24 protein-coding genes and 1 riboswitch are annotated in these 21,602 nt (G+C 71.9%); of the genes, 11 read left to right on the plus strand and 13 right to left on the minus strand.

Going from position 1 to position 21,602, the window contains the following annotated elements; translation table 11 throughout:
• Window positions 1-41: 41 nt before the first annotated feature.
• Window positions 42-1,007 carry a pirin family protein gene (locus KME80_RS38570; RefSeq protein WP_219513668.1) on the plus strand — a complete coding sequence of 322 codons (966 nt, stop codon included), beginning with the start codon at window positions 42-44 and terminating at the stop codon, window positions 1,005-1,007.
• A gap of 66 nt (window positions 1,008-1,073) precedes the next feature.
• Window positions 1,074-1,541: a hypothetical protein gene (locus KME80_RS38575; protein WP_219513670.1), complete on the plus strand. Its 468-nt coding sequence runs from the start codon at window positions 1,074-1,076 to the stop codon at window positions 1,539-1,541.
• On the opposite strand, the gene KME80_RS38580 is transcribed toward KME80_RS38575, so the two are convergent.
• The 5 genes from KME80_RS38580 to ngcE all read right to left on the minus strand — a co-directional run bounded on the left by KME80_RS38580 (window position 1,534) and on the right by ngcE (window position 5,653).
• Window positions 1,534-2,067, minus strand: coding sequence for a superoxide dismutase family protein (locus KME80_RS38580; RefSeq protein ID WP_219513678.1), 534 nt, complete (start codon window positions 2,065-2,067; stop codon window positions 1,534-1,536). The genes KME80_RS38575 and KME80_RS38580 overlap by 8 nt on opposite strands.
• Window positions 2,068-2,140: 73 nt before the next feature.
• Window positions 2,141-2,416 carry a 4a-hydroxytetrahydrobiopterin dehydratase gene (locus KME80_RS38585; RefSeq protein ID WP_219513680.1) on the minus strand — a complete coding sequence of 92 codons (276 nt, stop codon included), beginning with the start codon at window positions 2,414-2,416 and terminating at the stop codon, window positions 2,141-2,143.
• Window positions 2,417-2,425: 9 nt separating this feature from the next.
• Complete coding sequence (locus tag KME80_RS38590; RefSeq protein WP_219513688.1) at window positions 2,426-3,286, minus strand: carbohydrate ABC transporter permease; 861 nt, start codon at window positions 3,284-3,286, stop codon at window positions 2,426-2,428.
• Entirely contained in the window at window positions 3,286-4,200 is a 915-nt protein-coding gene (locus KME80_RS38595) for a carbohydrate ABC transporter permease (RefSeq protein WP_219513690.1), read from the minus strand. Before KME80_RS38595 ends, KME80_RS38590 begins: the two co-directional genes overlap by 1 nt.
• Before the next feature lie 4 nt (window positions 4,201-4,204).
• Entirely contained in the window at window positions 4,205-5,653 is a 1,449-nt protein-coding gene (gene ngcE / locus KME80_RS38600; RefSeq protein ID WP_219513692.1) for an N-acetylglucosamine/diacetylchitobiose ABC transporter substrate-binding protein, read from the minus strand.
• Window positions 5,654-5,812: 159 nt separating this feature from the next.
• On the opposite strand from ngcE, the gene KME80_RS38605 reads away from it, so the two are divergent.
• Window positions 5,813-7,045 carry an alkyl sulfatase dimerization domain-containing protein gene (locus tag KME80_RS38605; RefSeq protein WP_219513699.1) on the plus strand — a complete coding sequence of 411 codons (1,233 nt, stop codon included), beginning with the start codon at window positions 5,813-5,815 and terminating at the stop codon, window positions 7,043-7,045.
• Here KME80_RS38605 and KME80_RS38610 read toward each other — a convergent pair.
• Both KME80_RS38610 and KME80_RS38615 read right to left on the minus strand, forming a co-directional pair.
• Window positions 7,022-8,251, minus strand: a complete 1,230-nt coding sequence (locus KME80_RS38610) for an aminotransferase class III-fold pyridoxal phosphate-dependent enzyme (RefSeq protein WP_219513708.1) — start codon at window positions 8,249-8,251, stop codon at window positions 7,022-7,024. The genes KME80_RS38605 and KME80_RS38610 overlap by 24 nt on opposite strands.
• Window positions 8,252-8,261: 10 nt before the next feature.
• Entirely contained in the window at window positions 8,262-9,179 is a 918-nt protein-coding gene (locus KME80_RS38615; RefSeq protein ID WP_219513710.1) for a carbohydrate kinase family protein, read from the minus strand.
• Window positions 9,180-9,244: 65 nt separating this feature from the next.
• On the opposite strand from KME80_RS38615, the gene KME80_RS38620 reads away from it, so the two are divergent.
• Entirely contained in the window at window positions 9,245-9,829 is a 585-nt protein-coding gene (locus tag KME80_RS38620) for a TetR/AcrR family transcriptional regulator (RefSeq protein WP_219513712.1), read from the plus strand.
• Between the two features lie 33 nt (window positions 9,830-9,862).
• Window positions 9,863-10,495, plus strand: a complete 633-nt coding sequence (locus KME80_RS38625; protein ID WP_219513715.1) for a class II aldolase/adducin family protein — start codon at window positions 9,863-9,865, stop codon at window positions 10,493-10,495.
• Here the strand turns inward: KME80_RS38625 and KME80_RS38630 are convergent.
• Complete coding sequence (locus KME80_RS38630; protein WP_219513717.1) at window positions 10,467-12,053, minus strand: DUF885 domain-containing protein; 1,587 nt, start codon at window positions 12,051-12,053, stop codon at window positions 10,467-10,469. The genes KME80_RS38625 and KME80_RS38630 overlap by 29 nt on opposite strands.
• Before the next feature lie 22 nt (window positions 12,054-12,075).
• Between KME80_RS38630 and KME80_RS38635 the strand changes: the two genes are divergently transcribed.
• From KME80_RS38635 to KME80_RS38650, 4 genes are all read left to right on the plus strand, one after another.
• Window positions 12,076-13,290 (plus strand): DUF4032 domain-containing protein, encoded by a 1,215-nt coding sequence (locus KME80_RS38635; protein WP_219513719.1) that lies wholly within the window; start codon window positions 12,076-12,078, stop codon window positions 13,288-13,290.
• Window positions 13,291-13,401: 111 nt separating this feature from the next.
• Entirely contained in the window at window positions 13,402-13,779 is a 378-nt protein-coding gene (locus KME80_RS38640; RefSeq protein ID WP_219513725.1) for a roadblock/LC7 domain-containing protein, read from the plus strand.
• 4 nt (window positions 13,780-13,783) lie between these two features.
• Complete coding sequence (locus KME80_RS38645; RefSeq protein ID WP_219513727.1) at window positions 13,784-14,563, plus strand: MarR family transcriptional regulator; 780 nt, start codon at window positions 13,784-13,786, stop codon at window positions 14,561-14,563.
• A 42-nt stretch (window positions 14,564-14,605) separates the two neighbouring features.
• A complete protein-coding gene (locus tag KME80_RS38650; RefSeq protein ID WP_219513729.1) occupies window positions 14,606-14,977 on the plus strand; it encodes a hypothetical protein in 372 nt (123 codons plus the stop codon).
• Between the two features lie 44 nt (window positions 14,978-15,021).
• Here the strand turns inward: KME80_RS38650 and KME80_RS38655 are convergent, their stop codons facing one another.
• From KME80_RS38655 to KME80_RS38665, 3 genes are all read right to left on the minus strand, one after another.
• Window positions 15,022-15,870 carry an alpha/beta fold hydrolase gene (locus KME80_RS38655; protein ID WP_219513731.1) on the minus strand — a complete coding sequence of 283 codons (849 nt, stop codon included), beginning with the start codon at window positions 15,868-15,870 and terminating at the stop codon, window positions 15,022-15,024.
• 130 nt (window positions 15,871-16,000) lie between these two features.
• Entirely contained in the window at window positions 16,001-16,795 is a 795-nt protein-coding gene (locus KME80_RS51080; RefSeq protein WP_246646451.1) for a hypothetical protein, read from the minus strand.
• A 168-nt stretch (window positions 16,796-16,963) separates the two neighbouring features.
• A riboswitch (cyclic di-AMP (ydaO/yuaA leader) is annotated at window positions 16,964-17,095 on the minus strand.
• Window positions 17,096-17,262: 167 nt separating this feature from the next.
• Window positions 17,263-17,463 carry a DUF5302 domain-containing protein gene (locus KME80_RS38665; protein ID WP_219513739.1) on the minus strand — a complete coding sequence of 67 codons (201 nt, stop codon included), beginning with the start codon at window positions 17,461-17,463 and terminating at the stop codon, window positions 17,263-17,265.
• A 95-nt stretch (window positions 17,464-17,558) separates the two neighbouring features.
• On the opposite strand from KME80_RS38665, the gene KME80_RS38670 reads away from it, so the two are divergent.
• Together KME80_RS38670 and KME80_RS38675 are read left to right on the plus strand one after the other, a co-directional pair.
• Window positions 17,559-18,002: a CBS domain-containing protein gene (locus KME80_RS38670; protein ID WP_219513741.1), complete on the plus strand. Its 444-nt coding sequence runs from the start codon at window positions 17,559-17,561 to the stop codon at window positions 18,000-18,002.
• Between the two features lie 43 nt (window positions 18,003-18,045).
• Complete coding sequence (locus tag KME80_RS38675; RefSeq protein ID WP_219513748.1) at window positions 18,046-19,014, plus strand: rod shape-determining protein; 969 nt, start codon at window positions 18,046-18,048, stop codon at window positions 19,012-19,014.
• Window positions 19,015-19,021: 7 nt separating this feature from the next.
• Here the strand turns inward: KME80_RS38675 and KME80_RS38680 are convergent, their stop codons facing one another.
• Together KME80_RS38680 and KME80_RS52265 are read right to left on the minus strand one after the other, a co-directional pair.
• Complete coding sequence (locus KME80_RS38680; protein ID WP_219513750.1) at window positions 19,022-19,966, minus strand: hypothetical protein; 945 nt, start codon at window positions 19,964-19,966, stop codon at window positions 19,022-19,024.
• On the minus strand, window positions 19,963-21,602 hold a 1,640-nt coding region (locus KME80_RS52265; protein WP_281427398.1), incomplete at its 5' end, for an SbcC/MukB-like Walker B domain-containing protein. The genes KME80_RS52265 and KME80_RS38680, both read right to left, overlap by 4 nt.

The following is a 21,602-nucleotide window of genomic DNA, read 5'->3' on the forward strand; positions in this document are numbered from 1 at the left end:
GGGTTGACCGGAGCACGATCCCCGGCCGTAAGGAGCCCGAGATGCCCGCCGTGACCGTCGACAACCTCCTCACCCTCCCCCGCCTGCCCGAGCCGGTGGCCGGGACGCCGCAGCGCAAGGTGCTGGCCGTCGAGACGGCGCCCAGCGGCTTCGAGGGCGAGGGCTTCCCGGTGCGCCGGGCGCTGGCCGCGATCAAGCCCGCCTACCTGGACCCGTTCGTGATGATGGACCAGATGGGCGAGGTCGACTACGCGGCCGGTGAGCCCAAGGGCACCCCCTGGCATCCGCACCGGGGCTTCGAGACGGTCACGTACATGATCGACGGGGTGATGGACCACCTCGACTCCAACGGAGGCGGCGGCTCGATCACCAACGGCGACACCCAGTGGATGACCGCCGGGGCCGGCATCCTGCACAAGGAGGCGCCGCCGGAGTGGCTGGTGCAGCAGGGCGGGCTGTTCCACGGCATCCAGCTGTGGGTCAACCTGCCCGGCGCCAAGAAGATGACCGCGCCGAAATATCAGGACATCGGGCGCTCGTCCGTGGTGCTGCTCAGCAGCCACGACGGCAGCGCGCTGGTGCGCCTGATCGCCGGCGACCTGGCCGGTCACTCCGGCCCCGGCAGCACGCAGACGCCGATCACGCTGCTGCACGCCACGATCAGCCCCGGCGGCCGGCTCACGCTGCCGTGGCGCAAGGACTTCAACGCGCTGGCCTACGCCCTGTCGGGGCGCGGCACGGCGGGCGCCGACCGGCGGCCCCTGCACGGCGGCCAGCTCGCGGTGTTCAACGGCTTCGGCAACCGGCCCGGCCTCACCACCGACGGCGAGAGCATCACGCTGACCGCCAAGGACACGCTGGAGGTGATCGTGCTGGGCGGCGCGCCGATCGGCGAGCCGGTCGCCCACTACGGCCCGTTCGTCATGAACACCCGCGCCGAGCTCGTCCAGGCCTTCGAGGACTTCCAGGCGGGCCGGCTCGGCACCATCCCCGCCGGCCACTCCTGACCGGGGCCGCGACGAGGTCAGCGGTATGCAGGTGAATTCCAAGCGCCCGGCGGCAGGGTGGGCGGCGTGTCACGTACGGAACTCACCACGGAACTCACCACGGAACCCACCACCACCCCGGCGGTCGCCGGGCGGCTGCTGGGGCTGCTGATCCCGGGAGCCCTGCTGATCTGGCTGGCGGCCACCGTCGTCCTGGTCTCTCTGCCGGAGCTGAAGGTGGCGCTCGGCCACGCCGGGACGCCCGGCACCGCGACGGTCGTGTCGTGCCAGGCCCTGGGCCAGGGGCGCTACGACTGCCGGGCGTCCTTCGTGTTCGACGACCGGTCGAAGGCACCGATCGTCGTCGCCACCGTGCCGGACGCCGAGGCGGGCGAGGTCTTCCCCGCCGCGCTGACGCCGGCCGGTGACCGGGTGCTGCCGACCGGGGCGCGCGGCGTGTGGCGTCAGGCGCTGGTGCTGGGCGCGCTCCCGCTGGGCGTGGCGCTCATCGCCGTGGTCACGGTCGTGATCAGGCGCCGTCACGCGCTCACTTGAGCGTCACGCAGGCCAGCCGGTCGCCCGCCGCGCCCGCGTCGGGGCCCGAGGACGTGGTGTGACGGGCGTGGATCACCAGGGAGCCGGGCAGCCTGCCGGAGTCGAGCGACCAGGCGTTGCGCGCCGTGGCGCGGCCTGCCCCCGAGCTGTCGGTGGTGAAGTCGAGCCACACCTCGTTGCGCACGCTGGCCTGGCCGGGCTCGTGCTGGTAGTGGGGGCCGGCGTCCTCGCCGGTCTTGCCGCAGGGCTTGGTGTGCAGGTGGGCGCCGTAGGGGCGGGTCGGCAGCAGCCCCTCGACGACGAGGGAGGTGAGCGTCTGCCCGCCGGTGGACTCGGCGGTGACGCTGGCCTGCGCGCCGGCCGGGACGAGCTTGCGGTCGTAGGCGATGGCGGCGGTGTCGCCGTCGGTGAGCTCGCCGCCGCCGGTCAGGCGCACGTCGCCGGGGTCGGGGGCGTGCGCGAGCTGCGGCGGGGAGCCCGCGCAACCGGCCGCGAGCAGGACGAGCAGGAGTGCGGGCACGCGCATGGAGATCCCCCGGTCCGGGAGCCCGTACGGTCCGGGCTCGGCGAGGGCACCACTCTAACCAGTAGCCGCTCGGCTACGCACCGTGTTTCGCGGCGATGTCGTCAATCAGGGCGGCCAGGGTGAAGTCGAGCTCGGTGAGGCCGCCCTGATCATGCGTGGTCAGCGCGAGGTGCAGGTCGCGCCAGCGGATGTCGATGTCGGGATGGTGGTTGAGCTCCTCGGCCCGGACCGCGATCTCGTCGACGATCCGGATGGCCGTGGGGAAGTCGGGCGCGCTGACCGTGCGCCTGATCTCGTCACCCTCGCGCCGCCACCGGGGCAGCTCGCGCAGCTTCTGCTCGACGTCCATGAGGCCACGTTACTTCAGCGCCCCCGCGCCGAGCCCCGACTGGATCTGGCGCTGGAAGATGACGTACACGACGAGCACCGGCAGGATCGTCATGCTGAGCGCGGCGAACAGGCTCGGCCAGTCGGCGTCGGCGCCCGCCAGCGTGGAGATGCTGGCGATGCCCTGGGTGATGACCCAGTCCTCCTCGTCGCGGGCGACGAGCACGAGCGGCAGCAGATACTGGTTCCACTGGCCGAGCACGTTGAAGATGGTGATGCTGATCAGGCCGGGCTTGGCCATCGGCACCATGATCTGGAAGAACGTCCGCGTATGGGAGGCCCCGTCGATCCTGGCCGCCTCGGCCACCGACTCCGGCAGCCCGCGGAAGAAGGCGGCCAGGAAGAAGACCGTGAACGGCAGCGAGTAGGCGATGTAGACCAGCACCAGGCCCGTGTGCGTGTAGAGCAGGCCGACCTGCTGCACCACGAAGAACAGCGGCCCGAGCGCCAGGAACACCGGGAACGCCATGCCCGCCACGAAGAAGTAGTAGATCAGCCGGTTGCCGGGGAACCGGTAGCGCGCCAGCACGTAGGCGGCCATCGACCCGAACACCATCGTGCCCAGCGTGCTGAAGAAGACCACGATCACCGTGTTGAGCAGGTAGCGCCCGACGTGGGCCTTGTCCCAGGCCCGCCCCCACGCCTCCCACCGCAGCGCCTGCGGGAGTTGCAGCGCGTCGCCGAAGATCTCGGCGTTGTTCTTGAACGAGGCCAGGAACGTCCACAGCAGCGGCAGGATGATCAGCAGCGCCCAGATGACCAGCGCGACGTGGGACAGCCCGCTGAGCAGGCTCGGCCGGGGCCTCGACAGGCGGCGACGACGCGTGGCCATCAGAACTCGATCCTTTCGCGCCGGGTGGTGCGCAGCGTCAGCACCGCGAACGTGACCGTGAGGAAGAACAGCGCCACGCCCATCGCGGAGGCGTATCCGTACTCGCTGTAGTTGAAGGCGGTCTTCCAGATCTGCACGGGCAGCACGTGCGTGGTGCCGTCGGGCTCGCCCTTGTCACCGGTGAGCACCTGGATCAGGGCGAAGCCGTCGAACGCGGCGATGCCCAGGTAGACCCAGCCGACCTGGACGGTGTCGCGCAGCAGGGGCAGCGTGATGGAGAAGAACAGCCGGAACCGGCCGGCCCCGTCGAGGGCGGCCGCCTCGAAGTAGTCCTTCGGGATGGCCGCCATGCCCGCCGAGAACAGCACCACGTAGAAGCCGACGGCCTGCCAGACCATCACCGCGATGACCGCCCACAGGGCGATGCTCGGCTCGACGAGCCAGCCCACCGGGTCGAAGCCCAGCTTGATCAGCACCCCGTTGACGACGCCGTACTCGTCGGGCCGGTAGATGGCCCTGAAGAGCACGCCGACCACGGCCACGGCCAGCACCTGGGGGAAGAAGAACACGACGCGGTAGAACTTCGACCCCCAGATGCCGCGCATCCCCGCGCCGTGCGACCCTCCGCCCAGGTTGATGAGGAAGGAGAAGAACAGCGCGATGACGATGGTCGCGAGCGGCAGCACCAGCAGCAGGATCCCGTGGTTGCGCAACGCCTGCCAGAACGCGTCGTCGTCAAAGAGCTTGGCGAAGTTCTCCAGTCCCACGTAGGCCGGGCTCGCCGCGTACCCGTCCCAGTCGGTCAGCGAGATCTGGAATGCCTGGATGTACGGGCTGATCACGAAGACCGAGTAGAGGACGACGGGGACGATCAGGAACCCGGCAATGAATCCGTACTTGCGCAGCCGCTCCATCGAACTATTCGCTCCGCGTCTGCTTGGAGACCTTCGAATCCTTCTTGATCTCGTCGGCCTTCTTCTGCACGTTGACGCAGAACTCCTCGGGGGTGCTGCGCCCGGCCATGACCACGTTCATCTGCTCGGTGGCGTAGTCGAAGAGCTCCTTGTACCAGCCTTCGAACCGGGCGTCGGTGATGATGTTCTGACCGGCGGCGTCCTGGGCCTTGGCGGCGCTCCGGAGCGCGGCGGGCAGGTCGACGCCCTCGGCGGCGCCGTTGACGACGGTGAGGTTCTGGGTCTTCTGGGTGAAGCCCTTGGCGCCTTCCTTCGACAGCATGATGCGCAGGTACTCGAGGCCGCCCTGGGGGTTCTTGCCCTTGGCGCCGACGACGAAGTTCTCGCCCACGCCGACCTGGATGGCGCCGTACGGCATGACGTCGCTGGGGGTCACGTCGGGGATGGGGGCGATGGCGTACTCGAAGTCGTCCGGGATGTCCTTGACCATCTCGTTCTCGATCCACGAGCCGGTCGGGTAGAACAGCACCTTGTTCTGGAGCTGCTTGACCTGCGTCTGCGTGTGGTCGAGGCCGAAGTACGCCTTGTCGCCGTACTTCGCCTGGATGTCGACCCAGGCGGCGACGGCCTTCTTGACCGGGTCGGCGAGCCAGGCGTTGTCGACGAGGTTGTCAATGTCGATGATGACCTGGTTGCCGCCGATCTTGGCGGCCGTGTAGAGCATGTTCCACGTCTGGTAGTACGGGCCGACCTGTCCGGGGTAGGCGAACAGGACGATGCCCTCCTTCTTCGCCTGCTCGCCCAGGGCGGTGAACTCGGCCCAGGTCTTCGGCACGGTCCAGCCCTTCTGCTCGAAGAGCCGGGCGTTGTACCACAGGGCCCGGTGGGACACGGTGTAGTTGAGCACCAGGTCCTTGCCGTCGATCTTGGCGTTGGTGATCACGGCCGGGGTGACCGTGTCGCGGACCTTCTTGCTCGGGTCGTCGTAGGAGGGCGCGTCGAACAGCACCGTGAGGTCGGCCAGGTGGCCCTGGCCGGCGAGCGCCACGAGGTCCATCGACTCGGGGCCGGAGTTGTTGATCACGTCCGGCGCGTCGCCGCTGACGAAGCGCGGGCGGAGCTGGATGCCGATCTGCTGGGTGGCGTTGTGCTTGATCGTGGCACCGGGGAACGCCTTCTTGTACAGCGGCTCGTGGATCTCCTTGGCGTAGGCGTCGGTGTAGCCGCCGCTGAAGATCGTTACCTCGAGCGGCTTGTTCGGGTCGACGCCGAAGGGGTTCTTCGGGTCGGCCGAGGCCGCCAGCGTCGTGGCGGGGGCCGCAGAAGACGGGGTACCGCCCCCGCCGGCCGTCGCGCAAGCGCTCAGCAGTCCCGCGCCGGGACCTGCGACGAACGCGGTGAGGCCGATCCGGCGCAGAAGCTGGCGCCGCGTGATCTCTCCCGGGTGGGTCATGGGGGGCTCCTGAAGAGAAGGGACCGAATTAGGAAAGTTTCCTAAACGTGCGCCCGAACGTACGAACGCACCTGGATACGCGTCAAGAGGGTGCAATCGAGACGTGACCTTGCCGTGATCCCTTGCCTAGAACCGGATTCTAGAAGCAGAGTGGTCCGCATGATCGAGGAGTACGCGGACAGGGTCTGGCGCGGCGACGCCGACGACAGCATCGTGGACATGGGACAGGGTGGCCGGGGTGTCGTCAATATAGGCGATGGCCTGGGGTGGTGGTCCGGCTTCGGCAACGTGACCGCCTTCGAGACCGAGGGCTCGCTGGCGCTGTTCGACACCGGCAGCCCGTTCTCGGCGGGCAGGCTGCACGAGGACGTCCGGGCGTGGAGCCGGGCGCCGCTGTCCGCGGTGTTCTACTCCCACGGGCACATCGACCACGTCTTCGGAACCGGGCCTTTCGAGGAGTCGGGCCCCAGGGCGACGGTGTACGCCCACGAGGCGGTGCTGGACCGATTCCAACGATATTTGCTCACTAATGGTTACAATGCGGTCATCAATCAGCGGCAGTTCCAGGCAACCAACCTGCGCTGGCCCACCGCCTACCGCCATCCCGACGTCACCTACCGTGACGCCCTCACCGTGCGGCTCGGCGGGCTCACCTTCGAGCTGTTCCACGCCAAGGGCGAGACCGACGACGCCACCGTCGCCTACGTGCCCGAACACCGGCTGCTGCTGCCCGGCGACCTGTTCGTCTGGGTGACGCCCAACTGCGGCAACCCGCAGAAGGCGCAGCGCTACCCGCGCGAGTGGGCGCACGCGCTGCGCCGGATGGCCGCCCTGGACGCCGAGATCATGCTGCCCGGCCACGGCGCGCCGGTCTTCGGCCGCGGCCGCGTCCGGCAGGCGCTGCTGGAGACCGCCGAGTGGCTGGAGTCGCTGGTCGCCCAGACGCTCGACCTGCTCAACGCGGGCGTCCGGCTCGACGACATCGTCCAGGCCGTACGGCCGCCCGCCCACCTGGCCGACCGGCCGTACCTGCGGGCCCGCTACGACGAGCCCGAGTTCGTGGTGCGCAACCTGTGGCGGCTCTACGGCGGCTGGTACGACGGCAACCCGGCCCGGCTCAAGCCCGCCCCGGACGCCGTCCTGGCCAAGGCGGTGGCGGAGCTGTCCGGCGGCCCCCAGGTGCTCGCGGACGCGGCTCTAAAGGCCCTCTCGGACGGCGACGACCGCCTGGCGGGCCATCTGGCCGAGATGGCCGCGCAGGCCGCTCCGGACGACACGGGCGTGCACCGGGTGCGCGCCGAGGTCTTCGCCGCCAGGGCCGCGCGGGAGGCGTCGCTGATGGCCAGGGGCGTGTTCGAGTGGGCCGCCTCAGAGTCGCGCGGTCGCCTCTAGGTGCGCGCGGGTCTCGGCGAAGGCCAGGTCGGTGCCCTCCAGGGCGCGGGCCACGTCCTCGTCGGTGTGGGCGGCCGACATGAACCAGTTGTGCCACGGGTGCACGTAGACCCCGTGGCGCAGGCAGGCGTCGCTCCAGTACAGGGCCGTGGACAGGTCGGCGTCGCCGTCGAAGCTCAGCCACGGGATCGTCACCGGCCCGGTCTGCCTCACGGTGAACCCGTGCGCCGTGGCCTGCGCGTACAGGCCCTCGCGCAGCAGGGTCCCGGTCCGTTCCATGTGGGCGATGCCGGAGGTGTCGCGCAGCGTCTCGATCGTGGCCTTGGCCGCCGCCATGGCCACCGCCGAGAACCAGAACGACCCCGTCGAGTACAGCGACTGCGCCGCGCCGCGCAGCGCGTCGGTCCCGGTCACGGCGGCGATCGGGTAGCCGTTGGCCATCGCCTTCGACCAGGCCGTCAGGTCGGGCCTGACCCCGTACGGCTCCCATGACCCGCGCAGGTCGATCCGGAACCCGGCCCGCACGTCGTCGATCACCAGCGCGGCCCCGAGCCGGTCGGCCAGCGCCCGCGCGCCGCGCGCGAACGCGGGCTCCACCAGCTCCTGGTCCTCGAACGAGTCGTGCTTGAACGGCGTCACGATGATCGCCGCCACGTCGCCCTCGACGGTGGCCGCGGCGGCCTCCAGCGACTCCAGCGAGTTGTAGGCGAACTCGACGAGGTCGGCCCGCTCGTTCGGGGTCGTGCCCGCGGTGGAGGGCGTGCACCACGGGTCGGCGCCGTGGTAGGCGCCGTGCGCCATGAGCACCTTGGCGCGCCCGGTGGCGGCCCTGGCGACCATGAGCGCCTGGGTGGTGGCGTCGGTGCCGTTCTTGGAGAACATCGCCCAGTCGGCGCTCGGCACGGTGTCGACCAGCAGCTCCGCCAGCTCCACCATGATCGGCCCCGGCCCGTTGAGGCAGTCGCCGCGGGCGAGCTGCCTCGCCGCGGCCTCCTCCACGCGCGGGTGCCGGTGGCCCAGCACGACGGGGCCCCAGCTGCACATGAAGTCGATGTACTCGCGCCCGTCCGCGTCCCACTGCCGGCAGCCCTCGCCGTGCTCGAAGAACTGCGGGTAGCCCGGGGCGAAGATGGCCGCGTTGAGGTGCCCGTACATGCCTCCGGGGACGACCTTCAGCGCCCGCTGCCGGAGTTCGGCGTCAGTCATGGAGCTTCCTTCAGGTGAGGAGGGCCAGGGTCGAGTCGAGGTCCTTGAGGCCGGCGTCGGAGCCGAGCCCGGTGGCGACGCGGCCCGCCGCCGCGGTGCCCCAGCGGGCCGCCGTGCGCACGTCCCGCCCGTGCAGCAGGCCGGTGATGAAGCCCGCGCAGTACGCGTCGCCGCAGCCCGTGGTGTCGGCCACGGGCGTGTCGAGCGCCGGGACGAGCTCGTCGGCCTCGGCGGTGACGACGAGGCTGCCGCCCGCCCCCAGCGTCACCAGGACGCCGCGCGGCCCGTCGGCCAGCAGCGCGGCGGCGGCGGCCCGCACGTCGCGCTCGCCGGTCATGAGCAGCGCCTGGGCGTCGTTGGGCAGCACGTAGTCGACGTGCGGCAGGAAGGCCCGCGCCGGGCCGAGCAGGTCGGCCATCTCCGACAGCGGGTCCATCGTGACGATCGTGCCGCCGGCGCGCACCTCGTCGAGCAGCGCGAAGAACGCCGGGTCGCCCAGGCCGAACGTCACGTCCACGCCGCCGAGATGGATCGCGCGGGCGGCGCGCAGCGCCTCAGTGTCGAGGTCGGCGGGCGTGAGACCGAGGTTGGCGCCGGGCACGTGGAAGCTGGGCCGGCCGCCGTCGGGCCTGATCGGCAGGATGGAGGCGGCCGTCTGCTCGCCGGGCCGGCGCGCCAGCCGGGTGACGTCCACGCCGCGCCTGGTCATGGTCGCGATCAGGAAGTCGCCGAGCTCGTCGTCGCCGACGGCGCCCATCGAGACGACCTCGTGGCCCAGCTTGACCAGGTCGACGGCGGTCCCGGCGGCGGCGCCCGCGGCGGTCAGCCTGATCTGGTCGACCAGGACGGTGTCCTGCCCGTCGGGGATGCGCTCGACGGGCCTGGCGAGGATGTCGACGATGTGCACGCCGACCGTGACGACGGTCATGGACTAAATAGACAGACGTCCGAATAAAAAGTCAATATGCTGGGGACGGGACGAAGGAGGGGCCCATGCCGAAGATCGTCGACCATGAGCAGCGCCGCCGCGAGGTGCTGTCGGCGGCCCGCCGGGTGATCGTCAGGGACGGCATCGACGCCGCCACCACCCGCGCGATCGCCAAGGAGGCCGGCTATTCCAACGGCGTCCTGGCGCACTACTTCACCGACAAGGACGAGATCCTGCTCTCGGCGCTGCGCCAGTCGCACCAGCGCATCCGCGAGCGCCTGGCGCGCAAGGTCGAGGGCGTGTCCGGGCTGGCCGCGCTGCGCGAGCTGCTGCTCGACAACCTGCCGCTGGACGCCGAGCGCACCCAGGAGACGCGCCTGGAGGTGAGCTTCTGGAGCCGCAGCCTGGCCTCCGAGCTCCTGGCCGACGTGCAGCGGGCCGAGGCCGCCGAGCTGCGCACCGCCGTGCGCGCCTTGCTCGCCCAGGCCAGGCTCGCGGGCGAGCTGACCACCGAGGCCAACCTCGACGACGTGACCGAGCAGCTGCTCGCCCTGGTCGACGGGCTCAGCCTGCACCTGCTGCTCTACCCCGAGCGGCTGCGCCGGGTGGACCTGGAGCGGCTGCTCCTGCAGTTCGTCGACCAGCTCTAGCCGTAAGTCGGACGACCGACTAGGTTGCCGGGCATGAACCTGCGCGAGGAGCTGTGCGCCTACGGCCGCAGGGCCGTCGAGCTCGGCCTGGTCATCGGCACGTCGGGCAACCTGAGTGTGCGCGACGGCGACCGGGTCGCGGTGACGCCGTCCGGGGCGGCGCTCGACCGGCTCACCCCCGACATGTGCCCGGTCGTCGACGTCGAGGGATTCCTGCTGGAGGGCGAGCTGCAGCCGTCCTCCGAGACGCCCATGCACCTGGCGATCTACGAGACGACCGACGCGCGGGCCGTCGTCCACACCCACTCGATGTTCGGCACCGTGGTGGCCACGACGATGACCGAGCTGCCGCCGGTGCACTACAACGCCCTGACGCTCGGCGGCACGGTCAAGGTCGCCCCGTACGCCACCTACGGCACGCCCGAGCTGGCCGCCGGCGTGCGCGAGGCGCTGGCGGGCAAGCGGGCCGCGCTGATGGCCAACCACGGCGGCGTGACCATCGGCGCGACCCTGGAGGAGGCGTTCGAGGCGGCCCGCCTGCTGGAGTGGCTGTGCGAGGTCTACGTGCGCGGCCTCGGCGTGGGCAGGCCCGCCGTCCTCACCGAGGACCAGCTCGCCGCCGTGGTCGAGCGCGCGCTCAACCCGCCGCGGTTCCCGCGCCGTTAGCCGCGATCTCCGCCAGCCCCAGCGGCAGCCCGCCGGAGCCCGCGATCCGGTCGTGGAAGGACTTCAGCGACCCCTGGTACGACTCCCGGATGCGGTCGATCTCGATCGCCCCGGTCAGGTAGGACGGAGCCTGCGTGGGCCAGGCGCAGTAGCGGTTGACCTCGCCCTGGGCGGTGCCGGGCGACAGCGACGCCTTGGTGGCCATGAACGTCTCGGCCTGCTCGATCGTCATGTCGTCGCAGTGCAGCGCGGTGTCGACGACGATGCGGGCGGCGCGGAAGATCCGGCAGTCGAGGTGGGCCAGCTCGGTCGCGGACGTGTCGAAGTAGCCCTGCTCGTGCAGCAGCTTCTCGACGTAGAGCGCCCACCCCTCGCTGAAGTACGGCGTCCTGAACACCTTGCGCACCGCGCGCGGGTTGGCCGCCATGTGCGACAGGTGCCAGTGGTGCCCCGGGTACGCCTCGTGCACGGCGATCGAGGGCATCTGGGCCCGGCTGTTGGTCCGCAGGCGCTGCCGTACCTGCTCGGGGGTGAACCCGTCGGGCGTGTACGGGACGAAGAAGACGCCGGTGCGTGAGCTGGTGAGGGGCGGCGGGGCCAGGTAGTGGGCCACCGACAGGACGGGCCGGCTGTAGACGGCCGACGGCAGGACCAGGCACTCCTCGCCCTCGGGGAAGGTGACGAGGTCGCGGTCGCGGACGAAGTCGCGGGCGCGCAGCGTCTCGGCCTCGTACTCGGCGCGCATCTCCTCCAGGGTCGCCGGGTGGTCGTCCATCAGCGTCTCCATGGCGGCCCGCCAGTCCTGGGAGCCGTTGACGCGCACCGACACCTCGCGCATCCGCTCGTCGAGGGAGTCCCAGGCGGCCTTGCCCTTCTCGTGCAGCTCGGCGGCGCCGTAGCCGAGCAGTTCGCGCTCGCGCAGCAGCGTGCTGTAGAGGTGCTCGCCCATGCGCCAGGTGCCGCCGCAGGAGAAGCCATCGAGGAAGGCGACGAGGTCGTCGAAGGCGTCGGCGGCCGGGGCGGCGGCGTCGGCCAGCTTGGCGCGCAGGTCGGGGTCGGCGACCATGCCGGGGACGGTCTTGGTGAGGAACGCGCGGCCGGTGCGCGCCTGCTTGAGCCCGCGCTCGACGAGCAGGGGCGCGGCCAGGACGGGGTCGAGGTTGGCGCGGCAGGCGGCGAGCACGCCGGGCACCTCGGCCAGCCGGGAGATCGCCGCGGCCACCAGCTCGGGCTCGGGCTTGAGCCGCTGCTGGAAGGGCGTGAAGAAGGAGGAGAAGACCGGCGCCAGGTAGGCGGCGGGGTCGCGGCGCCACTCGGCCCAGTTGGCCAGGGCGATGGACCCTCTCAGGTGGGACAGGACCAGGTCGCGGTCGATCGCGTCGTCCAGGGTGGCCGCCTCGCGGGTGCGCAGGCGCTGCAGCCAGAGCACCTGCTCGCGTTCGCGGGCGGTGAAAGCCTCGGCGGTGAAGTCGCCGAGCGTGTGGTCGTAGCCGTCGGCCCCGAGGGTGCTGGCGACGACCGGACGTCCGGAAAAGTACCAATTGAGAAAGTCGTCCACCAACGCACAATATCCTGAACAAATGCCCCTTCAGATCACCGGCGCGCTAGGCGATCCCGACCTGATCAGGCTCCCCTGGGAGCTTCCCCTCGAACAGTGGCCCCAGCACCATCTCGTCGACCTCCCGCGCGGCATCTCGCGGCACGTGGTGCGCTTCGCCCGGCTCTCCGGCAAGGTGTACGCGATCAAGGAGATCAGCGAGCGCTACGCCAAGCGCGAGTACCAGCTCCTGTGGGACCTGGCCCGGCTCGACGCCCCCGCCGTCGAGCCCGTCGCGTACGTCACCGGCCGCGACGAGGGGCTGGACGCGGCGCTGATCACCCGGCACCTGCAGTTCTCGCTCCCCTACCGGGCCGTCATGTCCGGCACGCTGCGGCCCGACACGCTCACCCGGCTGCTGGACGCGCTCGCGGTGCTGCTGGTGCGGCTGCACCTGAACGGGTTCTTCTGGGGCGACTGCTCGCTGTCCAACACGCTGTTCCGCCGGGACGCGGGCGCGTTCGCCGCCTACCTGGTCGACGCGGAGACCGGCGAGATGCACCCGATGATCAGCGAGGGCCAGCGGCTCGGCGACATCGACGCGGCGCACACGAACATCTTCGGCGAGATGCTCGACCTGGAGGCCGGCGGGCTGCTGCACCCGTCGATCGACCCGATGGAGACCGCCGAGGACGTGGTCAACCGCTATCACCGGCTGTGGGCGGAGATCACCCAGGACGAGATCATCGAGGAGGTCGACTGGCACCGCGTCGAGCAGCGCATCCGGCGGCTCAACCTGCTCGGCTTCGACGTGGCCGAGATGATGGTCCGGCGCAAGGTCGGCACCGGGCGGCTCATCGTCCGTCCCAAGGTCGTCGACGCCGGTCACCACCAGCGGCGGCTGCTCCGGCTGACCGGCCTGGACGCCGAGGAGAACCAGGCGCGGCGGCTGCTCAACGACCTCGACGGGTTCCGCGTGGCCAAGGGGCTGCGGCACGAGGACGAGGCCATCGTGGCGCACCGGTGGCTGGCCGAGGTGTTCCAGCCCACGCTCGCGGCCATCCCCGCCGAGCTGCGCGGCAAGCTGGAGACCGCCCAGCTCTTCCACGAGATCCTGGACCACCGCTGGTACCTGTCGGAGGCCGAGGGGGGCGACGTCGGGCTGGCGGCGGCGGTCAAGTCGTACGTGGACAACGTGCTGGTGTTCAAGCCTGACGAGAAGGCTTTACTGCCGGACGAGACTCCGAATATGAATTAAATTCCACAATGGCACGATAAATCCGTCGCGGTTGGGTTTTTCTTACTCCGGGCCATATAGATCCTTATCTTGTGGAAATTGCTGTCAGTCCGCTCTCCCTAAGCTGATCGCGTGCTGGGACTGGACGGCTGCCTGACCGAGGTCATGGCGATACCGGGAGCGCTGGACGCGATGCTCGTGGACCACACGAGCGGCATGGCGGTGGCCGCCAGCGCCTTCCCGCCCGGCGCGGACGCGGAGAAGTCCGCCGCCGCGCTGACGGAGACGCTGCGCGCCACCGTCGACGGGCTGGCGCGCGCCTGCCCGGGCGACACCGTGCGCGTCGAGGACGTGCTCATCACCACGGACAAGGGCCACCACCTGCTGCGTCCGCTGGACACGCTCTTCGACGGGCCGCTGGTGATCTACGTCCGGCTGGACCTGGAACGCGCGAACATCGCCCTGGCGCGGCACCGGCTGCGCGCCATCTCCGCCGAACTGCTGGCGTGACGGCATGCCGCCCCTGGACACGCACCTGGCCGGGCCGGCCCGCGAACGCTCCACGGGCGCGCTGCGGGTCGGCCGGGCCGGCACGATCTACCTCGACGCCGGGCGGATCACGTACATGGAATGCGCCCGCACGCCGGGCGCCGAGCGGCTGCTCGCCTCCCGGGGGCGCGTGTCGGAGGCCGCGCTGCGGCGCACGCAGGCCGACGGCGGGTGCGAGCGGCTGCTGCGGGAGGGACCGGTCACGCTCGGCGAGCTGCAGTACTGCGTGCTCGGCGCGGTGCTGGACGCGGCGTTCTTCCTGCTGCCCGCGGCGGGGCCGCGGCCGAAGTTCCGGCCGGGCGAGCGGCACTGGCTGGGCGGGCGCTGGTACTTCGACGTGGCGGGGCTGGTGCGCGAGTGCGCGCGCCGCCGCGCCCACCTGGCGAGCGTCTGGCCCGACGCCGCCGTCGACACCGCACCGGTACGGGTCTCACCCCGGCTGCGCGGGCAGGGCGTGACGCTCACCGACGTGCAGTGGGAGGTCGTGGTCGCCGCCGATCAGGAGGCCACGCCGCTCGACCTGGCCAGGCGGCTGGGCCGGACGGGCTACGCGGTCATGCTCGCGGTGCGGCGGCTGGCCGCGGCCGGGCTGCTGCTCCCCGACGAGCGGGCCGCCCTGCCCAGACGCGCCAAGCGGCTGCCGAAACCGGGCCCGCAGGACGCCGCAGAGCCCGCGGAGCCCAGGCAGCAGGTGGACGTGGCCCTGCTGCTGCGGCTGAGGAAGGCGCTGGAAGAACTGGCGTGAGGATCGCTCACGCCGGGACGATCACAACGAACGGAGGACGACATGGCCGGCATGGACATCTCGCTCAAGGAGATGATGACGATCGACGGCTCGATCGGCGCGGCGATCGTCGACCACGGCAGCGGCATGGCGCTGGGCACGCTCGGCGGCTCCAAGGACCTGGACCTCCAGGTGGCGGCGGCCGGCAACACCGAGGTCGTCAAGGCCAAGCTGCGCACGATGGACTCGCTCGGGCTCAAGGACGCGATCGAGGACATCCTCATCTCGCTCAGCGGCCAGTATCACATCATCCGGCCGCTGACCGGGCGCGGCGGCAAGGGCCTGTTCCTCTACCTGGCCCTCGACCGGAGCCGGTCCAATCTGGCCCTGGCCAGGCACCAGCTCCGGGCCATCGAGGAGAAGCTGGAGGTCTGAGACCCGGTGGCTCGTGCCCGGGGCGCGGCGGGCACGAGCCACCGTCACACGCGGGAGGTGAGCCGCGTCACGGCGGCGACGATCTCGGGCCAGAGCGGGCGGGGAAGGTCGTGCCCCATGCCGGGGAACGTCAGCAGCTCGGCCCCCTCGATGGCCGCCGCCGTGGCGCGCCCGCCCTCGACCGGGACGAGCTGGTCGTCCTCGCCGTGCACGACCAGCGTCGGCACCTTGACGGCCGCCAGGCCCTCGGTGCGGTCGCCGGAGGCCATGATCGCGGCGAGCTGGCGGGCCGTGCCCGGCGGGTCGAAGCAGCGGTCGAAGGCCAGGCTGGCCAGCCGCAGGACGCGCTCGCGGTCCATCTCGTAGCCCGGCGAGCCGATCACCGACCAGGTCTTGAGCGCCTGCGCCAGGACCGCCTCCCGGTCGGCCGGCGGCGCGCCGAACAGCACCGCGCCCGCGGCCTCGGTCGGCGGGGCGACCGCGGGGCCGGTGGTCGACATGATCGAGGTGAGGGTGAGCACCCGTTCCGGATGGCGGACGGCCAGCGTCTGGGCGATCATGCCGCCCATCGACGCGCCCATGACGTGCGCCGCGGGCCAGCCGAGCGCGTCCATGAGCCCGGCGGCGTCGTCGGCCATGTCGTCCAGCAGGTACGGGGCGGCGCCCCGGAAGTCGGGCACGCCCGCCTCGTGGAAGTGCGTGGACAGACCGGCGTCGCGGTTGTCGAACCGGACGACGTGATGCCCCTGGTCGGCCAGGGCCGTGCAGAGGTCGTCGTCCCAGTGGATGAGCTGGGCGCCCAGCCCCATGATGAGCAGGAGCGGGCGCCCGTCAGGTGAGCCGAAGCTCTCGTAGGCGAGGTCGATGCCGTTCGCCGAGGCGTGGGTGGTCACGGATACTAGAATTACCTTCTAATTCGTCCCGCGTAAAGCACGCCCGGCCTCCCATGCGGAAGGCTCAGGCGCCCGGCCGGGGGACGGCTCGGGCGCCTGAGCTCCTGGCTGGGTCAGCTGCCCGTCAGGGTCAGCGGCCCATCAGCTTGCGGAGACGGTCGCGGCCGAGGATCACGCCGCCACCGGCCAGGGCGAGACCGCCGGCCAGCACGGCGCCGCCGACGCCACCGGTCTCCTCGCCGGCCGCCGCGGCGGCGGGCTTGGAGCCGCCGCCCGCGGGGCGCTCGCTCGCGGTGTACGCGGCCGGGGCGACGCCGCCGCTGCCGGGAGCCTCGACGCGGGGCTTGTTCTCCTCGGTCTTCTTCTCCGCCAGGATGGTCGGCGGCTGCGCCGGGTTGCGGTCCACGCGCGACCAGGCGCCGGTCGAGAAGGCCACGGGGTGGTTCTTCTTGCCCACGCCGTCGCCCCACTTGGTGATGACGTACTGGACCTCGATGTGGCCCTTGCCGCCGTTGCCGTCGACCATCAGCGTGCTGGAGTTGAACTTGCCGCCGGTCAGCTCGGCGAACGTCTTGGCGTCCAGGTCGAGCATGATGCCGTTGTTGGACGGGTTGCCGGGACCGCGGTCACCCACGAAGAAGGGCATCTTCTTGCCCTTGTAGACGACGTAGCCCTCGGTCATCAGCGGCCAGCTCGGGCTGGCGGCCAGGCCCTTCTGCATGGGCTTGCCACTGGCGGGCAGACCCGTGTCACCGGCGCGGCCGGAGGAGTCGTCCCAGAAGTAGGACGCGGTGGTCGCGCCCTTCAGCAGCACCTTCTGGCTCTCGTCGACGTCGGCGTGGGCGGCGCCGGCCCCGAAGGCGAGGGCGCCGGCGGCGGTGGCGGTGAGCAGGGCGAAGGAACGCATGCCGATACGAGCAGACATGAAAAAGTAAAGTCCTCTGTTAGGCAATGGGGAAAAGCGCTCACTCAGAAGGGCGTAGCCGGGCAGAACGCCAAACGGTCGCTACGCGGAGCGCGAGAAGTTCGGGGAAGTGGTGCCGCTCAGTGGGCGCGGGCTGGGGGTACGACGCAGCGGTACATCACAGGTAGGGTGTCCTCTCCATCTCGCCTACCGGGTTAGCTGACGGGTTCGGGCGTGGAGATGCCCTACCGGCCGCGAGGGCCGGATTCACCCCAGAAGTTGGGTCCCCGGTTCCCGTGAGGGATTCGGCGCCAGGTGGCCGCCTCTTCCTGGTGAAGGGCTAGGTCACCACCTGGTAACGCCACCCAATGTATATGCCAAACCGGACAAACGCAAAGGTAACACCATGAATCAGGCGAAGATCTACCTAGGAGGGTCAAGAAAAAGGGGGGCACGGCATTGCCGTACCCCCCTGAAACGCCAGGATCTCAGCCGCCGCTCTTGCGCCTGAAAGATCGCTTGCTGGCAGCCGGCCCGTGTGCCCCGTGAATCTTCGCGGCGTCGGCGCCCCTGCCACCCGCGCTCGTGCCCGCGGCCTGGTTGCGCTTGCGCTCCAGCGCCTCGCGGAACTTGCGCTTCATCTCGTCCTCGGGAGTCTCGCTGACTTCCGGCTCCGGTGTTTCCGCCATGGAGGACCTCCTGGTGTTGAGGGACGTACACAGCTTCGCACGATCGCCCACACGGCGCGAAACCGGGAGGGCCGCCCAGCGGTTAGGGTGAGCCTGTGCGCGCACGCGATCTCGTCAGCGACTTCCCGACCGTGACGCTCGACACCCGCGCGGCCGACGCCGCCCGGCTGCTGGCCGAGCACGGGCTGCCGGGGCTCATCGTGCTCGACGACGACGGCCGTCCGCGCACGATCCTGCCCGGCACCCAGGTGCTGCGCCTGGCCGTCCCCCGCTACTGCCTCGACGACCCCGCCCTGGCCAGGGTCGTCGACGAGGAGCACGCCGACGCGTTCATGCGCGGCCTCGGCGAGCGCACGGTCCGCGAGACCCTGCCCGAGCAGCCGCGCGAGCTGCCCATCGCCGACGGCGACGCCACCCTGCTGGAGCTGGCCGCGCTCATGGCCCGCACGCACAGCCCGCTCGTCGCCGTCGTCGACGACGGCGCCCTGCTGGGCGGCGTCACGCTCCAGGCGCTGATGGGCCAGTCGCTGCCGCACTAGCTCCTTGGTGTTGCCTTGACCCGATGGCGGGCAGATTCCGGTCATGGTGAGCCCGCTCGGCCGGGATCTCGCGATCGATCTCGGCAGTGTCAGCACCCAGATCCACGCACGAGGCCGGGGCATCGTGCTCAACGAGCCCACGGCCGTCGCGCGAAGTCCCGAGACGGGCCGGGCCGTCAGGTTCGGCGCCCAGGCCGTCTGCTGCGGCGACACCTGCTGGCCGGTGCGCGGCGGCATGCCGGGAGACCCCGAGCTGGCCCGGCTCCTCATCCGCCACTTCGTGCACAGGGTGCACAAGTTCACCAGGCCGCGCCTGGTCATGGCCCTGCCCGACGGCTGCTCGCCGATCGTCGCGCGGACGCTCGGCGACCTGGCGTACGAGGCCGACGCGCGCGGCGTGGTCCTCGTGCCGCACGCGCTGGCCGTGGCCCTCGGGGCCGGAGTGGCGCTGGACGAGCCCGCCGGCGCGATGGTCGTCGACATCGGCCCCGGCCTCACCAGGATCGCCGTCCTGGCGGGCGGCGACGTGGTGACGGCCGCGTCCACCGGCGTCGGCGGCGACGACATGAACCGCGCCATCGCCCGCCTCGTCGAGCACCGGCACGGCATCCTCATCAGCGAGAGCGAGGCCGAGGCGGTCAAACGCGACGCCGGAACCGCCTGGAAGCCGCTGCACCGCCAGGTCCTCGTCCACGGCCACGACCCGGAGACCGGGTGCGAGCGCGTGGTCGCGGTCCCGGTGCACGACCTCTACGAGGCGACCAGGCAGCCGGTCGACGCGATCGTCCGGGCCGCCGCCCAAGCCGTGGAGCACTGCCCGCCCGAACTGGCCGCCGACCTCGGCGAGCGCGGCGCCACGCTCGCGGGCGGCGGCTCCCTGCTGCGCGGCCTCGCCCGGCGGCTGCGCACCGCCCTGGCCATCCCGGTCCGCCGCGCCGACCAGCCGGTCGAGACCGTCGCCCTGGGCCTGGCCCGCTACGTCGACCGCCGATGGCCCGGACGCACGCCCTAGGCCGGGTCTACTCCTGTGAGGCCGTGCGCAACGCCCGGTAGAGCAGGCGCGGATCGCCCAGATGGTGGCGCAGCAGCTTCTCCAGGCCGCCGATCGGGACGAGGTTCTGCGGGGCGCGCGGGTCCTTGTAGTCGACGCCCGCCAGCGGCGGCAGCGCCAGCGTGAGCTCGTCGGCCAGCCGCGTCACCTGGGCGGGCTCCAGCTCGGCACTCGCCTCGCACCGCGCGATCCCCGCCCACGGGGTCGAGGACCGCACCGGAAGCCGGACGTACCAGGCGTGCCGCCGCCAGCTCGTCCCCATGAGGAACACCGGCGTGCGCTCCCCCGGCGCGAGCGCCGACACGACCGCCGACTGCGGCGGCGGCAGGTAGGCGGTGTGATGGGTCTTGATGTAGCCGACCGTGTTGGGCAGGTGGGTGCGCCCGCGCAGCGGCCCGTCGACCAGCAGCAGGTCACTCGTGCCGGCCCGGTGCCTGACGGCCAGGTCCACCTCCAGCTGGGTCACCTGGCGCTGGAGCGCCAGCGACAGCTCCTCCATGCTGGAGTCGGCCGCCCGCCCGGGCCGGTAGACGGCGTGCGCCGTCTTGACCTCCGGCGCGTACGGCGACGCGCTGATCAGCGAACGGCCGACCTCGATCGCCGCCAGATCCGCGCCACCCGGCCCGCAGCGGACGATGCCCGCCGCGAACGAGGCCGCGATGCCCGGCAGCGGCATCGGCGCGTCGGCGTCCGACACCCACACGCGCGCGTCGATCCGCCGCACCCCGTCGGCCACCAGCAGCGTGTCGGGCGCGTCCACGCCGGGGCCCGGCCGGACGGGCTTCCAGTCGGCCGCCGGGTGCTCGACGTCCAGGATCAGCTCGGCGCTCGTCGTGCCCAGCTCCGACAGGGCCTCCACGGCCAGCGCCGCCGCATAGCCCGGATCCCACGGGTCGACGGTGAACCCGGTCATGGGCCCACCCGGCGCACGTGCGAGCCCTCGGTGTCGCGGCTGACCTCGAACCGCACAGGGACGCGCTCCGCCAGCGCCGGGACGTGCGTGACGACGCCCACCATGCGCTCCTGGCCCGAGGCGAGCCGTTCGAGCGTGGTGGCCACCGTGTCGAGCGTGGCAGGGTCCAGGGTGCCGAATCCCTCGTCCAGGAAGATCGACTCCAGCCCCCGGGCGACCGTGCCCGACAGCGCCAGGGCCAGCGCCAGCGCCGCCTGGAACGTCTCACCGCCCGACAGCGTGCGGGCGCTGCGCCGCATCCCCGCCTCCGCGTGGTCGATCACCTCGATCTCGCTGCGGCTGCCCAGAACGAGCTCGTACTGCCCGTCGGACAGCTCCCGCAACGTGTCGGACGCGGTGGCGACCAGCAGCGCCAGCGCCTCGGCGCACAGCCAGCGCTCGAACGCGTTGGCGCGCAGCCGCAGGTCCAGCTCGTGCGCCACCTGGGCCGCCTGGTCGTGCTCGGTCACCTCCGCGGTCAGCTCGGCCACCTTCGCGCGATCCTCGCGGATGCGCTCCAGCGCCGCCTCCGACCTGGTCACGGCCGCCGCCACCGCGGCGGCGAGCTGGTCCGGTCCCCCGGCCCCACCTCCCGGTACGGGGACGCCGTGGGCGGTGAGGCGGTCGAGGAGCGCGGCCCGTTCGGCGTCACGCCTGGCCGCCAGCTCGGCCAGGGCCCGCTCCGTCTCGTCGACGACCACCCGGGTGGCGATGCCCGCCTGGTTGCGCCACTCGATCAGATCGCTCCAGGCGTGATGCAGATCGGCCCGGTCCACCGGTGGCGGCGCCTCCGCGTGCCCGCCCAGCGTGAGCAGCCGGTCCCGGGCGGCCTCCAGGGCGCGCCAGGCGTCCTCGCCCTGCCGCGCCGCCCGCACCGCGCGCGTCCGTGCCTGCTCCAGCCGGGTCCGGCAGCCCCGCGCCGCCGCCCGCGCCTCCGCGGCCACCTTCTCCGCCTTCCCCATGTCGGCCAGCCGCGCCTCGATGAACCCCCGGACCACGTCGCCACGCGGCCCCCGTGAACCCTCCACAGGGACGGCACCCCGTACGGACCGGCCACCCCCGGAAGAGACCGCCCCACCGGAAGGGGCGGCGCCCAGGACGGCACCACCCGAAGGGGCGACCCCGTCTACGGAGCGGTCCCCCTCCGGAGCGCCCACCCCGCCAGACGCAGAGGCCCCGCCGGGGGCGGAGGCCCCGGCGGACGCGGAAGCCCCACCGGACGCGGTGGTTCCGTCGGGGTTGGTGGGGGTGGGGAGGCCGTAGGGGCGGAGGGGGTGGAGGGCGGCGGCGCAGGCGGCGCGGTGGTGGGCGAGGTCGGCGTCGAGGCGGGCGGCCTGGTCGGCGAGCATCGCGGCGGACGTCTCGGCCTTGCCGTGCTCGGCCCGCGCCTGGTCGGCGTCGCCGCGGGCGATGGACACGGCGCGCTCGGCCGTACCGAGGTCGGACAGGGCGCCGTGGCTGGGCGGGTCGGTGACGGGGCGCAGGCAGACGGGGCAGGGGTCGCCGGCCGTCAGGCGGGCGGCGAGCCCGGCGCCCGCGTGGGCGTCGCGGAGCCGGTCGCGGGCGGTCTCGGCGGCGGCGAGCCGGTCGCGGGCCT

This window comes from Nonomuraea ceibae (assembly GCF_019396325.1).
GTDB classification, from domain to species: domain Bacteria; phylum Actinomycetota; class Actinomycetes; order Streptosporangiales; family Streptosporangiaceae; genus Nonomuraea; species Nonomuraea ceibae.